The sequence below is a fragment of the uncultured Haliea sp. genome (genome assembly GCF_963973825.1).
Classification (GTDB): Bacteria; Pseudomonadota; Gammaproteobacteria; order Pseudomonadales; family Halieaceae; genus Haliea.
In genome coordinates, this window is the sequence record NZ_CAXBAE010000010.1 from 91,598 (window position 1) to 105,846 (window position 14,249).

Genomic DNA, 14,249 nt, shown 5'->3' on the forward strand with positions numbered 1-14,249 from the left:
TGTGGGTTCCGGGTCGCATGGTGGCCTGCAGTATAGCGATGCACGGATTACTGTGGAAATCGGAGTTTCATTCGTTATATAAGAACACGGGCGGCGCTGTGGTGTAGCGGGTGGTAAATCCCCTGACAGGTGTGTTTTGCTGTGGCACTTGAGGTAGTATGTGGGCATGGCTTCAGGGACAGACTTTGCATGAGGCAGGAATAACAAGCATGTTGCAGCAGGTAGAAATATTTCAGGGGCTCTCGCGAGAGGAACTGGACGCACTGGCGAGCAGCAGTACCAGCCGGTCCTTCCCCAAGAATACGGTCGTGATCCACGAAAACGATCCGGCGGATTCTCTGTTCGTGATCGAGAGCGGAAAGGTCAAGGTCTACTGTAGCGACAAGAACGGCAAAGAGTTCATCATGAACACCCAGGGGCCCGGCGACTATTTCGGTGAGCTGGCGTTGCTGGATGACTCCCTCCGCTCCGCCTCTGTGCGCACGGTAGAGAAGTGCTCCTTCTGCATCATTTTCAAGGAGGATTTCAATCGCGTGCTGGACGAGCACCCGAGTATTGCCCGCAAGCTGATCAGTAACCTGGCCCAGCGGGTGCGCAAGCTTACCGCTGATGTCAAAAGCCTGGCACTGCAGGACGTGTACGGGCGCGTTGCCAACGTGCTGATGGATCTCTCCGAAGAGCGCGGTGATGGCACCCTGTTCATCCCGGAGAAGCTCACCCAACAGGACATCGCGGACCGCGTGGGCGCCTCGCGGGAAATGGTGGCGAGGATACTGAAGGATCTCACCATCGGTGAATATATCCGCTTCGAGGGCCGCCATATCATCATCAACACCCGGCTCCCCGCCAAGTACTGACCTCCCGGGGGCTATTGGGTCCCCAGTACCTGCAGCCGCAATTCTCCACGGGCCAGTCGGGCTTCCAGTGTGTCCCCGCATGCCACGTCTGCGGCGTCGCGCACCACGGCACCCTGTGCGTCGCGCAGAATACTGTAGCCCCGGCTCAGGGTAGCGAGGGGGCTGACTGAATCCAGTAACTGCGACAGGTGCGCGAGCTGCGAATTCGCGCCGCGCAGCTGCTGCTGCATCCCGCGCTGCAGGCGCTGCTCCAACTGGCCGACCGCAGCCTGCAGCGCGCGCACGCGAGTGTCGGGCGCGCGGGATCGCAGCCGGTTCTCCAGCAGCGCCAGTGCGCCTCGCTGCTCGCGCAGTTGGGCGCGCTGGGCGCGGAGCAGGCGCTGTTCCAGCTCATCCAGCCGTTGTGCCTGCTCGCGCAGCAGTTGCCCGGGGTGGCGCAGACGTTGCCGCAGGTAATGCAGGTCGCGCCCGGCACGTTCCAGGCGCTGGCGCATACGGCCGGCCAGGGTGTGTTCCAGCCTGAGCAGCAGTGCGGCGCGCTCGCGCTGGTCCGGGCTGAGCAACTCGGCTGCGGCAGAAGGCGTCGCCGCGCGCTGGTCGGCGACCATGTCGGCAATGCTGATGTCCACTTCGTGGCCGACCGCGCTGACGACGGGCAGGGCGCTGGCGACAATCGCCCGCGCCACAACCTCCTCATTGAATGCCCACAGATCCTCCAGGGAGCCGCCGCCGCGGGTGACCAGCAGTGCGTCAAATGGCACGTCCCCCGCCGCCTGCCAGCGGTTGGCGCGCGCGATGGCGGCGCTGATTTCACCCGCAGCCGCCTCGCCCTGCACGGCTACCGGCAGCAGGAAAACCCGCATGGCGGGGCAGCGCCTCTGCAACACGGTCAGCACATCGTGAATGGCCGCGCCCGTGGGGGACGTGATGACCCCGAGGGTGCGCACCTCTGCGGGCAGCGCACGCTTGCGCTCCGGCGCGAACAGACCCTCGGCCTGTAGCTTGTCCCGCAGCCGCTCAAACGCGGCCTGCAGCGCGCCGGCACCCGCGTGCTCCAGGTGCTCCACGATCAGCTGGAACTCTCCGCGACCCTCATACAGCGATACGCGACAGCGCAGCCGGATGGCCATGCCGTTGGCCGGCGTCACCCGCATATGCTGGTTGCGATTGCGGAACATGGCGCAGCGCACCTGGGCGCCGCTGTCCTTGAGGGAGAAGTACCAGTGACCGGAGGAGGGGGCCGCGAAATTGCTCACCTCGCCTTCCACCCAGATGTAGTCGAAATGGCTCTCCAGCAGGCGCCGTGCTTCCCGGTTCAGCTGGCCGACGGTGAGTGTGGGCGGGTTACCGGACGTGGGGTGTTGCAGCACGGACTTTGGTTTACCTGTAGTGGCCAGAAGATTTATAATTGCACGTTTAGCTGCCACCTGCCAGCCGGAGACCTCCCATGTTGCGTATCGCCCAGGAAGCCCTCACGTTCGATGACGTACTGCTGCTGCCCGGGTACTCCGACGTGATTCCCAGTGATGTGTCGCTGCGTACCCGTCTCACCCGCGGCATCGAGCTGAACATTCCGCTGGTGTCGGCGGCCATGGACACCGTGACCGAGGCGCGCCTCGCCATTGCGCTGGCCCAGGAGGGCGGCATTGGCATCATCCACAAGAGCATGACCATTGCGGAGCAGGCGGAGCAGGTGCGCCGGGTGAAGAAGTTCGAGAGTGGTGTGGTCAAGGACCCTATCACCATTCAGCAGAACGCCTCCCTGGCCGAGCTGCGTGAACTCACCAATGCCCACGGCTTCTCCGGTGTGCCGGTGCTCAATGGCAAGGACCTGGTGGGGATCGTCACGCGTCGGGATACCCGGTTCGAATCCGACCCGACCAAGTCCGTCTCGGAGCTGATGACGCCGAAAGACAAGCTGGTAACGGTGCGCGAAGGGGCCAGCTCCGAGCAGGTGCAGCGCTTGCTGCACCAGCACCGCATCGAGAAGATCCTCGTGGTAAACGACAAGTTCGAACTGCGTGGCATGATCACGGTCAAGGATTTCGACAAGGCCGAGAGCTTCCCCATGGCCTGCAAGGATTCCTACGGCCAGCTGCGCGTCGGCGCTTCGGTAGGCACCAGCCCGGACACCGCAGACCGGGTTGCGGCCCTGATCCGCGCGGGTGTGGATGTGCTGGTCGTGGACACCGCGCACGGTCACTCGCGCAACGTGATTGAACGGGTGCGGCAGATCAAGGCGGATTACCCGTCCGTGCAGGTGATCGGCGGGAACATTGCCACCGCTGCAGCGGCGCTGGCCCTTGCCGAGGCCGGCGCAGATGGTGTCAAGGTCGGCATCGGCCCCGGGTCTATCTGCACCACGCGGGTTGTGACCGGCACGGGCGTGCCACAGATCACTGCCATCTCCAACGTGGTCGCGGCGCTGGCTGAGCGCGACGTACCGGTAATCGCCGACGGCGGCATCCGCTTTTCCGGGGATATCGCCAAGGCGCTGGTGGCGGGTGCCCACTCGGTGATGATGGGCGGCATGTTTGCGGGCACCGAGGAAGCGCCGGGCGAGGTGGAGCTGTATCAGGGGCGCACCTACAAGGCCTACCGCGGCATGGGCTCCCTGGGCGCCATGTCGCGCACACAGGGCTCCTCCGACCGCTATTTCCAGGATGCCGGCAAGGGTGCGGAGAAACTGGTGCCCGAAGGTATTGAGGGGCGCGTGCCCTACAAAGGCCCCGTTTCAGCCATCATTCACCAGCTCATGGGCGGTGTCCGCTCGGCCATGGGTTACACCGGCAGCCTGACCATTCACGACATGCGTACCCGCCCGGAATTTGTCCGCGTCACCTCGGCCGGCATGTCCGAAAGCCACGTACACGATGTCTCCATCACCAAGGAAGCGCCCAATTACCCCGTGCGCTAAAGGCCAGACCGCAATGACAGCAGATATTCACGCCAGCCGGATCCTCATTCTGGATTTCGGTTCCCAGTACACCCAGCTGATTGCGCGCCGGGTGCGGGAGGTGGGCGTGTACAGCGAGATTCGCGCCTTCGACATGAGTGAGAGCGAGATCCGCGCGTTTGCCCCCAGTGGCGTGATCCTGTCTGGCGGTCCGGAATCGGTGCCGGCCCCCGGCTCACCGCGTGCGCCCGCCTGCGTGTTCGAGCTGGGGGTGCCGGTGCTGGGCATCTGTTACGGCATGCAGACCATGGCCGAGCAGTTTGGCGGCCAGGTCAGTGCATCCCACACCAGCGAATTCGGTTACGCACAGATTCGCCTGGTGACCAACACCGGCCTGTTCCACGATATCCGCGACCATTTCGACAGCGCGGGGAACAGCCTGCTGGACGTGTGGATGAGTCACGGCGACAAGGTGGTCGAACTGCCGCCGGAATTCGAGCTCGTGGCAGCCACTGACAGCTGCCCGATTGCCGGCATGGCGCACCGCAGCAAGCCCTTCTACGGCATTCAGTTTCACCCCGAGGTGACTCACACCCTGCAGGGCAAGCGCATCTTCGAGCATTTTGTGCTGGAACTGTGCGGCTGCGAAGCCCTGTGGACGCCGGCGAATATCGTGGAAGATGCGATCGCCCGGGTTCGGGACACCGTGGGCAGCGGCAAGGTGCTGCTCGGGCTGTCTGGTGGTGTGGATTCCTCGGTGGTGGCGGCGCTGTTGCACCGCGCCATTGGTGACCAGCTCACCTGCGTCTTCGTCGACAACGGCCTGCTGCGCCTCAATGAAGGTGACCAGGTCATGGAGATGTTTGCGCGCAACATGGGCGTTAAAGTCATCCGGGTCAACGCGGAAGACCTGTTCCTCGGCAAGCTCGCCGGCGAGGCGGACCCAGAGGCCAAGCGCAAGATTATCGGCAACACCTTCATCGAGGTGTTCGACGCCGAAGCCACTAAACTGCGCGATGTGAACTGGCTGGCGCAGGGCACCATCTACCCCGACGTGATCGAATCTGCCGGCGCCAAGACGGGCAAGGCGCACGTGATCAAGTCACACCACAATGTGGGCGGCCTACCCGACGACATGGCGATGGAGCTGGTCGAGCCCCTGCGTGAACTGTTCAAGGACGAGGTGCGCCGCATCGGCCTGGAACTGGGCCTGCCTTACGACATGGTCTACCGCCACCCGTTCCCCGGCCCCGGCCTGGGGGTGCGGATTCTCGGTGAAGTGAAAAAGGAATACGCGGAACTGCTGCGTCGCGCGGATGCCATTTTCATTGAGGAACTGCATCGCGCGGACTGGTACCACAAGACCAGCCAGGCCTTTGCCGTGTTCCTGCCGGTGAAATCCGTTGGCGTGGTCGGCGATGGGCGTCGCTACGAGTGGGTGATTGCACTGCGCGCGGTAGAGACCGTGGACTTCATGACCGCGCGCTGGGCACATTTGCCCTACGAATTGTTGGAGACGGTGTCCAACCGGATTATCAATGAGATATCGGGTGTGTCCCGGGTGACCTATGACGTGAGCAGCAAGCCGCCGGCGACGATTGAGTGGGAATGATTCCACGTCTGGCACTGGCTGGCATTCACAAGCAGTAAACCTCTATTAACCCATTGATATCAATGGGTTTTTCTTTATTTTTCCTGGCAATGTCAGGCACTCCCCAGCACCCTCAAGCAAACTTTTTTCATGGTATTTTTGATGGTATTGTTCGAGCTGATACCGCGACCTCAAAGAAATACCATGCCATGAATTTTGGAGTAGTCATGGTATCGAAAATCACTAACATGCTGATATTAAAGTAAATATAGGCGAAAAATACGGCATGTTTGATCATGGTATTAAGGACGAGAAAAGGAGGATTAGCCATGCTGACCGATACCAAGCTTCGCAACCTGAAACCTCAAGACAAGCTCTACAAGGTCAACGACCGAGACGGCCTTTACGTAGCAGTCACGCCGGCAGGGACAATCTCTTTTAGACATAACTACTCCATCAGCGGCCGCCAGGAGACGTTGACCATCGGTCGGTATGGCAGTGGCGGTATCACACTGGCGGAAGCGCGGGAACTGCTGAGCGAAGCAAAGAAAATGATTGCAGCCGGCAAATCCCCGGCCAGAGAGAAAGCGCGCGACAAATCGCGCGTGAAGGATGCCGAAACATTCGGGGCATGGGCTGAAAAATGGTTGCGCGGCTATCAGATGGCTGACTCGACACGCGACATGCGTAAATCGGTCTACAACCGCGAGTTGAAAAAGCGCTTCGGCAATCAGAAATTATCTGAGATCACGCATGAGGATCTCCGGGCAGTGACCGATGCCATCGTGGAAAGAGGAGCGCCAGCAACAGCCGTCCACGCCCGAGAAGTGGTATTACAGGTTTATCGGTGGGCGATCGAACGCGGACAGAAAGTTGAAAACCCCGCTGAAATGGTTCGCCCCAACAGTATCGCCAGATTCGAACCCCGTGACCGCGCCCTGAGTCCTGCCGAAATTGGTCTGATGTATCAGTACATGGATCGAATCGGGACCTCGCCGCAATATAGAGCCGCAATCAAGCTGCTGTTATTGACCATGGTCAGAAAATCCGAGTTGTCCAACGCCACCTGGGAAGAGATCAATTTTAGCGAGGCACTCTGGACGATCCCGAAACAGCGTATGAAGCGACGAAATCCACATTTGGTGTTTCTGTCTCGCCAGGCACTGGACATCTTTATCGCACTGAAGACCTTTGCCGGTGGCTCCGAATTCGTGCTTCCCTCGCGGTATGATTCGGACTTGCCTATGAGTGCAGCGACTTTGAATCGCGTTCTTGCCCTGACGTATCAGTCTGCACAAAAGGATGGTGAGCAGCTTGGTAAATTTGGTCCGCACGATCTGCGTCGCACAGCCAGCACCTTATTGCATGAAGCAGGCTACAACACTGATTGGATTGAAAAGTGTCTTGCCCATGAGCAGAAAGGAGTAAGGGCAATTTACAATAAAGCCGAATACCGGGAGCAACGGGCGGCGATGTTGCAAGACTGGGCTGACATGATTGACGAGTGGACTAGCGTGAAGCGTTAATATTGATTCCTGGCCGGATAGGTTGATCTTCAGACTCTTTGCGGGATTCGATCCACTTTTCCACCTCGGCCAAGTCCCAGGCGACATTGCGGCTTGTCAGCACGATTCTGCGCGGAAAGTCGCCTCGTTTCTCCATATTGAAGATGGCGCGATCTGAAAGCGGAATCATAGCCAGTAATGTTTTTCGATTGATTAAAGTCTTTCTTGGTCGAGTAGGGTGTCCGTCATCCATTGCTTCTCACTCTCGCTCCGGACCGCACGTGTCAGAGTCTTAGGCTTGCCAAAAACTAAACGTTAGCACCGTGCAAATCATTTTGGCAAAAGAGAATGTTTAGCAATGTGATAAACAATTACTGCATCAGGGTGGGGTGATGGACTTAGGAGTGTTGCCGTGACAGCGTCATTCACCATATTTGCGCTGCATGCGGTCACTTGAATTAATTATTGTTGTTCCTGCCTTTGGGCAGGCTGGGAATACTTAGACCACCTCCCCCTTGAAGACAATGACTCCACAGATTGTCGCTTCTTCATCCACTTCGATAATGCGATTCGGCCAGTCAGGGTTGAGTGCCTTCAGGTACTGCTTGCCCTCTTCAATAATTAACTGCTTGAACGTGGCTTCATTGGATTCATCGAGTCGAACAACCACGTACTTTCCGTGGTCAGGTGAAACATTGGGGTCAACAAAAATCAGGTCGCCCTCATGAAACTTGGGTTCCATACTGCTACCGCGAACCCTAAGTACAAAGGATTCAGGACTACAACAAACCGGGCAGGGTAAAAGTTCTGAACCGTAGGCCGGCACGAAACTTTCAGAAATCTCATACCAGTTTCCCGCTTGGACCCAGGATATCAGCGGGTGGAGACTGCGCAAATCCGGGCCGTCGTGGGCGTTGTGTTCCTCTTGTCTTGCCCCGTCCGCATGGGGGGTATCCATCCATCCTTGGTCTTTATTCATGGCCTTTTCCAGTTTCTCCGCCAGCTCATCTCCAATAGAGCGGGGCGTTCCTTTTTTGGTCGGCAGCTGGTTGCGCACCTGACTGAGGTAGGAGCTATTGGTCCCAGCCGCACGCGCCAACTTGGCAGCTGACCCCGCTTCGGCAATCAGAACCTCAAGATTGTGGAGCCGGATCTGGTTAATTTTTAGCGTCATGCGAAACACTTTAGCATGATTTTTAGCAGAGTGATAAACAAAAAGCGGTGATTGCGCGTTGTTCAATGATTCGCACGGTGCTAATGTTTCTGCGCATGGAGCTAAAGGATTTCCTCAAAATGGCAACCAAGCGGGAGCGGGCCGACGTCGCTGCGGCGTGTGGCGACTCAGTCTCCTACTTGTATCAGATTGCCGGCCAGCATCGATATGCCAGTCCATTGATGGCGACGCAAATCGAGCATTACACCCGTACTGTGGCGGACCTTTCGGATGGTCGACTGGAGCCTGTGCCTCGGGCGAGCATGGTTCGACATCCAGAGATTTTCTACGGCGTCGTGCCTGAATCGGGTGCACAAGAAGCAGGTGGCAACGATGACGCCTGAGAGATCGCCATCCGCCCACGAGATCACCCGTGTAGACGTCACTCGTATCCACCATTACTCCCGCAATCCCCGTCGGCAGCAGAACCCTGAATACGATCGAATAAAGGCGTCGATCCAGGCTGAAGGCCTGGATCAACCATTGGTGCTATCACAGGAGCCGGGGGCTGCTGATTATGTGCTCCACAGTGGCGGCAATACACGGCTGAGGATACTAAAGGAGCTTTTGGACGAAACCGGCGATGAGCGATTTCGCTGGATTGATTGCGTCGTCAAGCCCTGGTCGCAGGAGTCCAACGTACTTTTTGCCCACCTCCGCGAAAACGAGCTCCGCGGCGGTTTGCCTTTCATTGATAAAGCGTTGGCCGTATTCGAAGCAAAGCATCTCCTCGAAAGCGAGATGGGGGTTGAGAGCCTGTCTCAGCGCCAACTGGAAGAGTTGTTCAGAGAGCGAGGTTTCGGGCTCAGCCACAGCATGATTTCCAAAATGGGATATGCCGTTGAGACCTTGTGGCCATTGATGCCAAAAGCCTTGGCTGCCGGATTGGGTCGGCCACAGGTGGAAAAGATCCGAGCCCTTGAACGCGCTGCCCGAGCGATCTGGGATCGTCGCCAATTGGGGGATAACACCGTTTTCGATGCGATCTTTGCTGAGTTGTGTCGCCGTCATGACGGCGCCGAATGGGACATTCAGCCACTGCGCGATGCATTGGAAAATGAGATCGCCGTGGAGTCCGAACTGAATCGCCAAGTGATTCATCTGGAGATGGAGGCACAACTATCGGGCCGCGCATTCAGCCTTCCCGCTCATGCCGAAGAGGATACAGAGCCGGGGGCGGACAGGGACTCGGAACACCCGGAGCATTCTGATAGTGGGCCGTCATCGAATACGACGACATTGGAAAAGCAGCCCGCTGACATCGATTCACCGGCGAGTGGTCATGACAAAAGCAAAGACCAACCGAACATGCCGGCTGAGTTGACCTCTGCGCCGAATTCCCAAAAAGGTGGTCAACAAAGAAATCTTGAAGTTTTGCGGAGCCAGTTGTGGGACTGCGCCGTAACCCTGGCGGCATCCCACGGATTGCACGATACAGTCATTCGTCTGCCGGATCAGGGCTTGGGCTTTCTGCTGATTGATGTGCCTTCACTGGAACTGCGGGAATCCCTTGACCAGGACATGCTGGATTTAGTGTCCGCACTCTGGTGGCAGTTGGCTGCGAGCTCAGAGTTGACCGTCGCTCCCACGGACATTGTCCTGGCCTACCTGGATAAAGACTCGCTTCTATACCAGGCCTTGGCATCCCATGATGCTGGTCTGCTCTTTGGCAGTGTCTGGACGCCTGATCCCGGCCATCTCAACAGCCAGCTCTGGCAACAATTGAACCCGCCAGACTGGCAGCGTTTGCTGCAAATGATGGAGTCCTACCGGAGCATTAAACGGTTAGCCTTCGATACCGGGGTCGAGCTTTGGGCGCAACAAGGAGGTGAAAGCGATGTCGTCCAATAAGGAAGCCGACCTCACCACCGCCGTTCTGTTGTACGCCATGCGATGTTTGGCAGAAGGGGATCAGCAGGCATTGCGTGCCATGAACTTTGGCCCCAAAGAACTGGACGCCCTGAAAGAGATGAATCTGGCCGATCTCTATCGGGCCGATGCACTGCGTGTGCACTGTCTGCAGATTGGTCTCAATCGTGATGTTTTTTGGCCGATGCTCGATCACCTGCGTCATCAGCGGGAATCTGAGGATCTGCAGCGAACATTGCTGGTCGCGGACGCACCGTTAGAGATGATGCAGCAGCTGTTTGGTGTGAGTTCTCGGGAGTACACGCGATGGCGCCGATTGTTGACGCTGGCGCCGGCCGTGGGCCGGCCTCCCGAACTGAATGAAACCGATACCCACGCGCTCTGGTATGCCTGGCAGGATAAGGTACAGGCGGATGACAAATCCACATTGACTGCAGAGGACTATCTCGACCTACAGCAACAGACAGGCATTGGATTGCGATCGATTTGGACGCTGGTGCAGCGTTGGGAAACCTACGGTGAGGGAAGCAGTGCCGCAACGTTCGGGCGGGTTGCCGAGAATGGCCCATGACGCGGATGCGCTGCGACCAGAAACTGTTGCTCTCGACGCTTTAATCAAGGCAACTGTTGCCAAGGTTCGTGCCCAGAGTGAGCCATCGTTACCGGATGCCATGTTGTTCATGGGGAATTGGCATCAGGCCGTGCCGGCCATGGTCATCCAGGACCCGGTGTTGGAACCCGTCGATAAACTGGTATGGATGGTTATCATGCTCCATGCCAGAGAGACTGGAGGGCGAACGGCGTTCCCCGATTACGATACCATTGCGGCTAAAACTAACGTTTCCTCAACCTCCACTGTCTCTCGTGCTATTGCCATTCTGCGCTTGACGCGTTGGCTCACGCTGTGCGCCAGAGTGCGTCAAAAAAGCGGCCGTTTCACCGGCAATGTCTACAGTCTTCACGATGAACCCCTGCCTCTGGTCGATGCCCTGTACCTGGATGAGGCTTATATGGCATTCGTCACCCAATCCCAGGAACATCATCACGCCCGCGTCCGGCGCGTGGCGCAAGCTGTGTTGGAGAGTCTGGATAAGGATATTCAGGAAGGTGAGTCGTTAGGACGGAAGGAGTCAACTATTGAGCGTCGACTGCAGGCCGCCCAACAATTGTCGGATTCCAGCGGAAACCACAGCAAAAGCGGTCGTTATTTTACCTTTCACGCCGCGACCATTGGGAAACTGAAAAATTCATCCGAGGCCAGCGCATCAGCACAATCCGTCCAGGACCAAAATTCAAAGGCGGAGGCTAAGGAACACTACAGTAGTCGTTGTAGTAGTCATTATAAAAAAACAACTACAACAACCACTACACAAAATACAAACCATGAAGAGAAAACATTTTCTGAATCCAATCCATCAGTTCCGTCGGTGACAGAGCGAGCGCTGATCTATCCGCCGCGCTTGTCGGAGAACCAGAAACACCTGGCGGACAGGTATCTTGCCATGATCGATCTTGATGATCGGCAGTTGGTGCTCGACGAACTTCAGGGTCGTCTGGAGTCTGAGCAAAAAGGCATGAAGCCGGTTTATGACGAGCTGCGGTTCTTGCATTCGCTCTGCAAGGCGGCACAACAAGGCGAATTTGTGCCCAACCTCGGGATCAAGGTGGCCGAGGCAAGACACGATCGGGTACTTCACGTCCCGCCGCCAGAAAACGAAGAACAGAAAAGCAAAGCGGCTGAAGAGCGAGCACGAAACCAAGCCTATGGGCGTGAGCAGCTGGCCAAGTTACGAGCATCATTGAATATGGATAAATAGCGCGACCGCCCGTTATCACACACGATGTGACACCCCTCCGTCGTTACTTCCCTGCACTGTTTCCACTGGAACCATCTGATCGCAACAACACAAAACACTGCATCAGTCGGATGGATATTCCGTGGTGTCATATCCCCATTCGTGGATTCATAGAACGTCAGAGTTGACCTTGAAGGGAATGACGCAAATGAATTCAGATGCACAGCAGTCACACGAGAGTACAGCCGAAAATCAAAACGAGTCAGTGCCAGGCTCCCTGCAGGGTGAAGTTTGGTTGACGATTCAGACCTATCAGGCCCAGAGCCTGATCCGCGGCCGCCGTGCAGCCGATGGCAAGCCTGCCATTATGGGATTGATCGGTTTTGCAGATCGGCTGAAGTCGCTATGGCAGGCCGTCCGCTTCGACGACCCTTATGCCGACTGGTGGTTGCTCAAAGTGGAAGAGGGCGTTGCCGATATCCGAGCACAACTGCAGGGATTGCAGCAAAGGATGGACGCCCTTATCACTGAATCCAACAGTGCGCTCGAATTCACTGTCGCACAATCGAGTCGACCACAGCGCGTATCGTTACAGTTCGCCAATCCCTACGCCTTTCGCGCAGCACAGTTGCTGGGTGAGTACGACCGGTTGATGTGCGCAGACATGACGTTGCATTACTTAGGTCTCGACATGCCCACTGACCTCATTGAGCAGGTGTCGGCTAGTGGGCGATGGGTGCGCCGGGTGTTTGCGTTGCCCCAGGGGTATCACTGCCTGGACGTTCGTCGCTCCGATATCCGGCAAGGAACACCGGCAGCCATCAAAGCGAGAGAGCGGATGGGCGAGATTCCCCCGGACATCCTCAATGGCGAGCGGTTGCCGTCTCTGCGTCCCCTGGCAATTCAGCAGATGAATTGCAACGCCATCGCAGATTCTGACGAGGCCTGACCGCCGTGGCCACCAGCACGCTTCAGCAGCTCGTCATCTCGCTCGATACGCGAATTCCACTCGAAGCGATGGTGCTTCAGCGTCTACGCCGCCTGCCTAACAGCAGACAAAACGAGTGGTTGCGGCAGCTGTTGCTGCTGGGATTTCGAAGCGAGTGTCAGGCCATCAGATCTGAGCAAGCGCTGCCGGCACACACAATTCCTATGAGCCAGCCGTGTACATCCACCCAGATAAACGGAAGTCGCGGAGCGTGTTCCGTCCAGCCGCGAACAACCGAGACGATGCTCGATCATGCTGCGCGGTCACCTGGCAGCTCACACATCAGCGAACACTCTGAGCTTGCTCCCCCAAATGACGCCAGAAAACCCTTTACGCACCTGAGACGAGTGATCGGTGAGTAAAGACATCTAACCCTGATATCAGGAATCGCACCATGACAGAACTGACCGATGAGAAATTTTCTGACGAAGACAAACCACCCGTGGCTACTAATCCCATGGCGGTGGGACAGGTGGGCCTCGATGACGGCTATGCCTATACCAAAGTGGCGTTACCGGATGGTCGCCTCCTGGCGGTGCCTTCGCGGGCACGTATGGGGTCGGCCGGGGTCACCTGGATACGGGATGAGGAACAGAAAATTTTTGAGTATGAAACCGGTGGCAGTGTGTATTCCGTCGGTGCGGTCGATGGTGAGCCCACCCAATTCGATGAATACCCGGGCTCGGCCCTGAATCGGGTGATCGTCCAGCATGCACTGCAACAGGCGGGTTTGTCGGGCCGATCCGTCCATGTGGTGACGGGGTTGCCGGTCTCCGCCTTTTACCGCAACGATGGTCAGCAACGACGACAAGCGATCCAGGCCAAAAGGGATGGTTTGAAAGTGGCGGTTGAGCCTGTTGTTGCCAGAAAAGCATCGCAAAGGTCAGCGCAACAGGGGCTCCTAAAGGTGGGCATCGCCTTTCATGAAGTTATTCCGGAGGCGCTGGCTGCCTGGTACGACTATGTGATTGTTATGACCGATGATGATGGTGTGACGTTGGATGCGGATCGCGTCAACGCGCCCATCGCCATTGTCGATATCGGTGGCCGCACCACGGATTACGTGGTGGTCCAGGATCAGGGCATTGTGCACGGTTCTTCGGGCTCTCTGAATCGCGGCATGCTGAACGTCAAAATTCGCGTGGCGAACCGTATACAGGAACAGTTCGATATCAACGAGCTTGGCGAGCAGAGTATCAGTCGGGCCGTCGATACACATCGGTTGCGTTTGCATGGCAAGGATCATGATGTCTCGGCCATGGTGGCGGAAGCAAAACGCGAGTTGGTGGAACGACTCTATACCGAAACCCGCCGCAAGCTTGGACTCGGTGTGGAGTTGGATCGTGTGCTGTTCGTCGGCGGTGGCAGTGCTGCGTTAGCCGCTGATATTGCCAACTGGTTTCCCAATCAAATTATGGCCGACCATGCCGCTTTTGCTAACGCAAGGGGCATGCTCAAGTACCTGCAGTTTGTCTGCGACGCCCCGGTGAGGGAGGGGTAACGACTTTGTACGTGGCCACTGCGGTCTCAGTGG

General features: G+C 57.6%; 12 protein-coding genes. 9 read left to right on the forward strand and 3 right to left on the reverse strand.

All coding sequences use genetic code 11. The annotated features are described in order from the left end of the window. The first annotated feature begins 209 nt into the window (after positions 1-209). On the forward strand, positions 210-857 hold the full coding sequence (locus AACZ17_RS12505) for a Crp/Fnr family transcriptional regulator (RefSeq protein WP_290739980.1): 648 nt from the start codon (positions 210-212) through the stop codon (positions 855-857). An 11-nt stretch (positions 858-868) separates the two neighbouring features. Here the strand turns inward: AACZ17_RS12505 and xseA are convergent, their stop codons facing one another. After that, a complete protein-coding gene (gene xseA / locus AACZ17_RS12510) occupies positions 869-2,227 on the reverse strand; it encodes an exodeoxyribonuclease VII large subunit (RefSeq protein ID WP_290739983.1) in 1,359 nt (452 codons plus the stop codon). 77 nt (positions 2,228-2,304) lie between these two features. On the opposite strand from xseA, the gene guaB reads away from it, so the two are divergent. The 3 genes from guaB to AACZ17_RS12525 all read left to right on the forward strand — a co-directional run bounded on the left by guaB (position 2,305) and on the right by AACZ17_RS12525 (position 6,870). After that, positions 2,305-3,774, forward strand: a complete 1,470-nt coding sequence (guaB, locus tag AACZ17_RS12515; protein ID WP_290739986.1) for an IMP dehydrogenase — start codon at positions 2,305-2,307, stop codon at positions 3,772-3,774. A 13-nt stretch (positions 3,775-3,787) separates the two neighbouring features. Beyond that, positions 3,788-5,365: a glutamine-hydrolyzing GMP synthase gene (guaA, locus tag AACZ17_RS12520; protein WP_339638359.1), complete on the forward strand. Its 1,578-nt coding sequence runs from the start codon at positions 3,788-3,790 to the stop codon at positions 5,363-5,365. 308 nt (positions 5,366-5,673) lie between these two features. Continuing rightward, entirely contained in the window at positions 5,674-6,870 is a 1,197-nt protein-coding gene (locus tag AACZ17_RS12525; RefSeq protein ID WP_339638361.1) for a tyrosine-type recombinase/integrase, read from the forward strand. On the opposite strand, the gene AACZ17_RS12530 is transcribed toward AACZ17_RS12525, so the two are convergent. Then, a complete protein-coding gene (locus tag AACZ17_RS12530) occupies positions 6,854-7,102 on the reverse strand; it encodes an AlpA family phage regulatory protein (RefSeq protein ID WP_035230350.1) in 249 nt (82 codons plus the stop codon). The two genes, AACZ17_RS12525 and AACZ17_RS12530, sit on opposite strands and share 17 nt — an antisense overlap. A gap of 246 nt (positions 7,103-7,348) precedes the next feature. Then, a complete protein-coding gene (locus tag AACZ17_RS12535; RefSeq protein WP_339638366.1) occupies positions 7,349-8,089 on the reverse strand; it encodes a S24 family peptidase in 741 nt (246 codons plus the stop codon). Positions 8,090-8,293: 204 nt separating this feature from the next. On the opposite strand from AACZ17_RS12535, the gene AACZ17_RS12540 reads away from it, so the two are divergent. The 5 genes from AACZ17_RS12540 (at position 8,294) to AACZ17_RS12560 (ending at position 14,216) form a co-directional block, all read left to right on the forward strand. Beyond that, positions 8,294-9,913: a ParB family protein gene (locus tag AACZ17_RS12540; protein WP_339638367.1), complete on the forward strand. Its 1,620-nt coding sequence runs from the start codon at positions 8,294-8,296 to the stop codon at positions 9,911-9,913. Next, entirely contained in the window at positions 9,900-10,502 is a 603-nt protein-coding gene (locus AACZ17_RS12545) for a DUF2857 domain-containing protein (RefSeq protein WP_339638394.1), read from the forward strand. The genes AACZ17_RS12540 and AACZ17_RS12545 overlap by 14 nt, the downstream gene beginning before the upstream one ends. Then, positions 10,450-11,748 carry an STY4528 family pathogenicity island replication protein gene (locus tag AACZ17_RS12550; protein ID WP_339638368.1) on the forward strand — a complete coding sequence of 433 codons (1,299 nt, stop codon included), beginning with the start codon at positions 10,450-10,452 and terminating at the stop codon, positions 11,746-11,748. The genes AACZ17_RS12545 and AACZ17_RS12550 overlap by 53 nt, the downstream gene beginning before the upstream one ends. 187 nt (positions 11,749-11,935) lie before the next feature. Next, positions 11,936-12,676 (forward strand): TIGR03761 family integrating conjugative element protein, encoded by a 741-nt coding sequence (locus AACZ17_RS12555; RefSeq protein ID WP_339638370.1) that lies wholly within the window; start codon positions 11,936-11,938, stop codon positions 12,674-12,676. Between the two features lie 433 nt (positions 12,677-13,109). Further along, complete coding sequence (locus tag AACZ17_RS12560) at positions 13,110-14,216, forward strand: ParM/StbA family protein (RefSeq protein WP_339638371.1); 1,107 nt, start codon at positions 13,110-13,112, stop codon at positions 14,214-14,216. Positions 14,217-14,249 lie beyond the last annotated feature (33 nt).

What these genes read in the sequence shown, in the direction of transcription:
- AACZ17_RS12505 (WP_290739980.1), top strand. Translation starts at nt 210, where the DNA reads ATGTTGCAGCAGGTAGAAATATTTCAGGGGCTCTCGCGAGAGGAACTG.
- guaB (WP_290739986.1), top strand. Translation starts at nt 2,305, where the DNA reads ATGTTGCGTATCGCCCAGGAAGCCCTCACGTTCGATGACGTACTGCTG.
- guaA (WP_339638359.1), top strand. Translation starts at nt 3,788, where the DNA reads ATGACAGCAGATATTCACGCCAGCCGGATCCTCATTCTGGATTTCGGT.
- AACZ17_RS12525 (WP_339638361.1), top strand. Translation starts at nt 5,674, where the DNA reads ATGCTGACCGATACCAAGCTTCGCAACCTGAAACCTCAAGACAAGCTC.
- AACZ17_RS12530 (WP_035230350.1), bottom strand. Translation starts at nt 7,102, where the DNA reads ATGGATGACGGACACCCTACTCGACCAAGAAAGACTTTAATCAATCGA.
- AACZ17_RS12540 (WP_339638367.1), top strand. Translation starts at nt 8,294, where the DNA reads ATGGTCGACTGGAGCCTGTGCCTCGGGCGAGCATGGTTCGACATCCAG.
- AACZ17_RS12545 (WP_339638394.1), top strand. Translation starts at nt 9,900, where the DNA reads ATGTCGTCCAATAAGGAAGCCGACCTCACCACCGCCGTTCTGTTGTAC.
- AACZ17_RS12555 (WP_339638370.1), top strand. Translation starts at nt 11,936, where the DNA reads ATGAATTCAGATGCACAGCAGTCACACGAGAGTACAGCCGAAAATCAA.
- AACZ17_RS12560 (WP_339638371.1), top strand. Translation starts at nt 13,110, where the DNA reads ATGACAGAACTGACCGATGAGAAATTTTCTGACGAAGACAAACCACCC.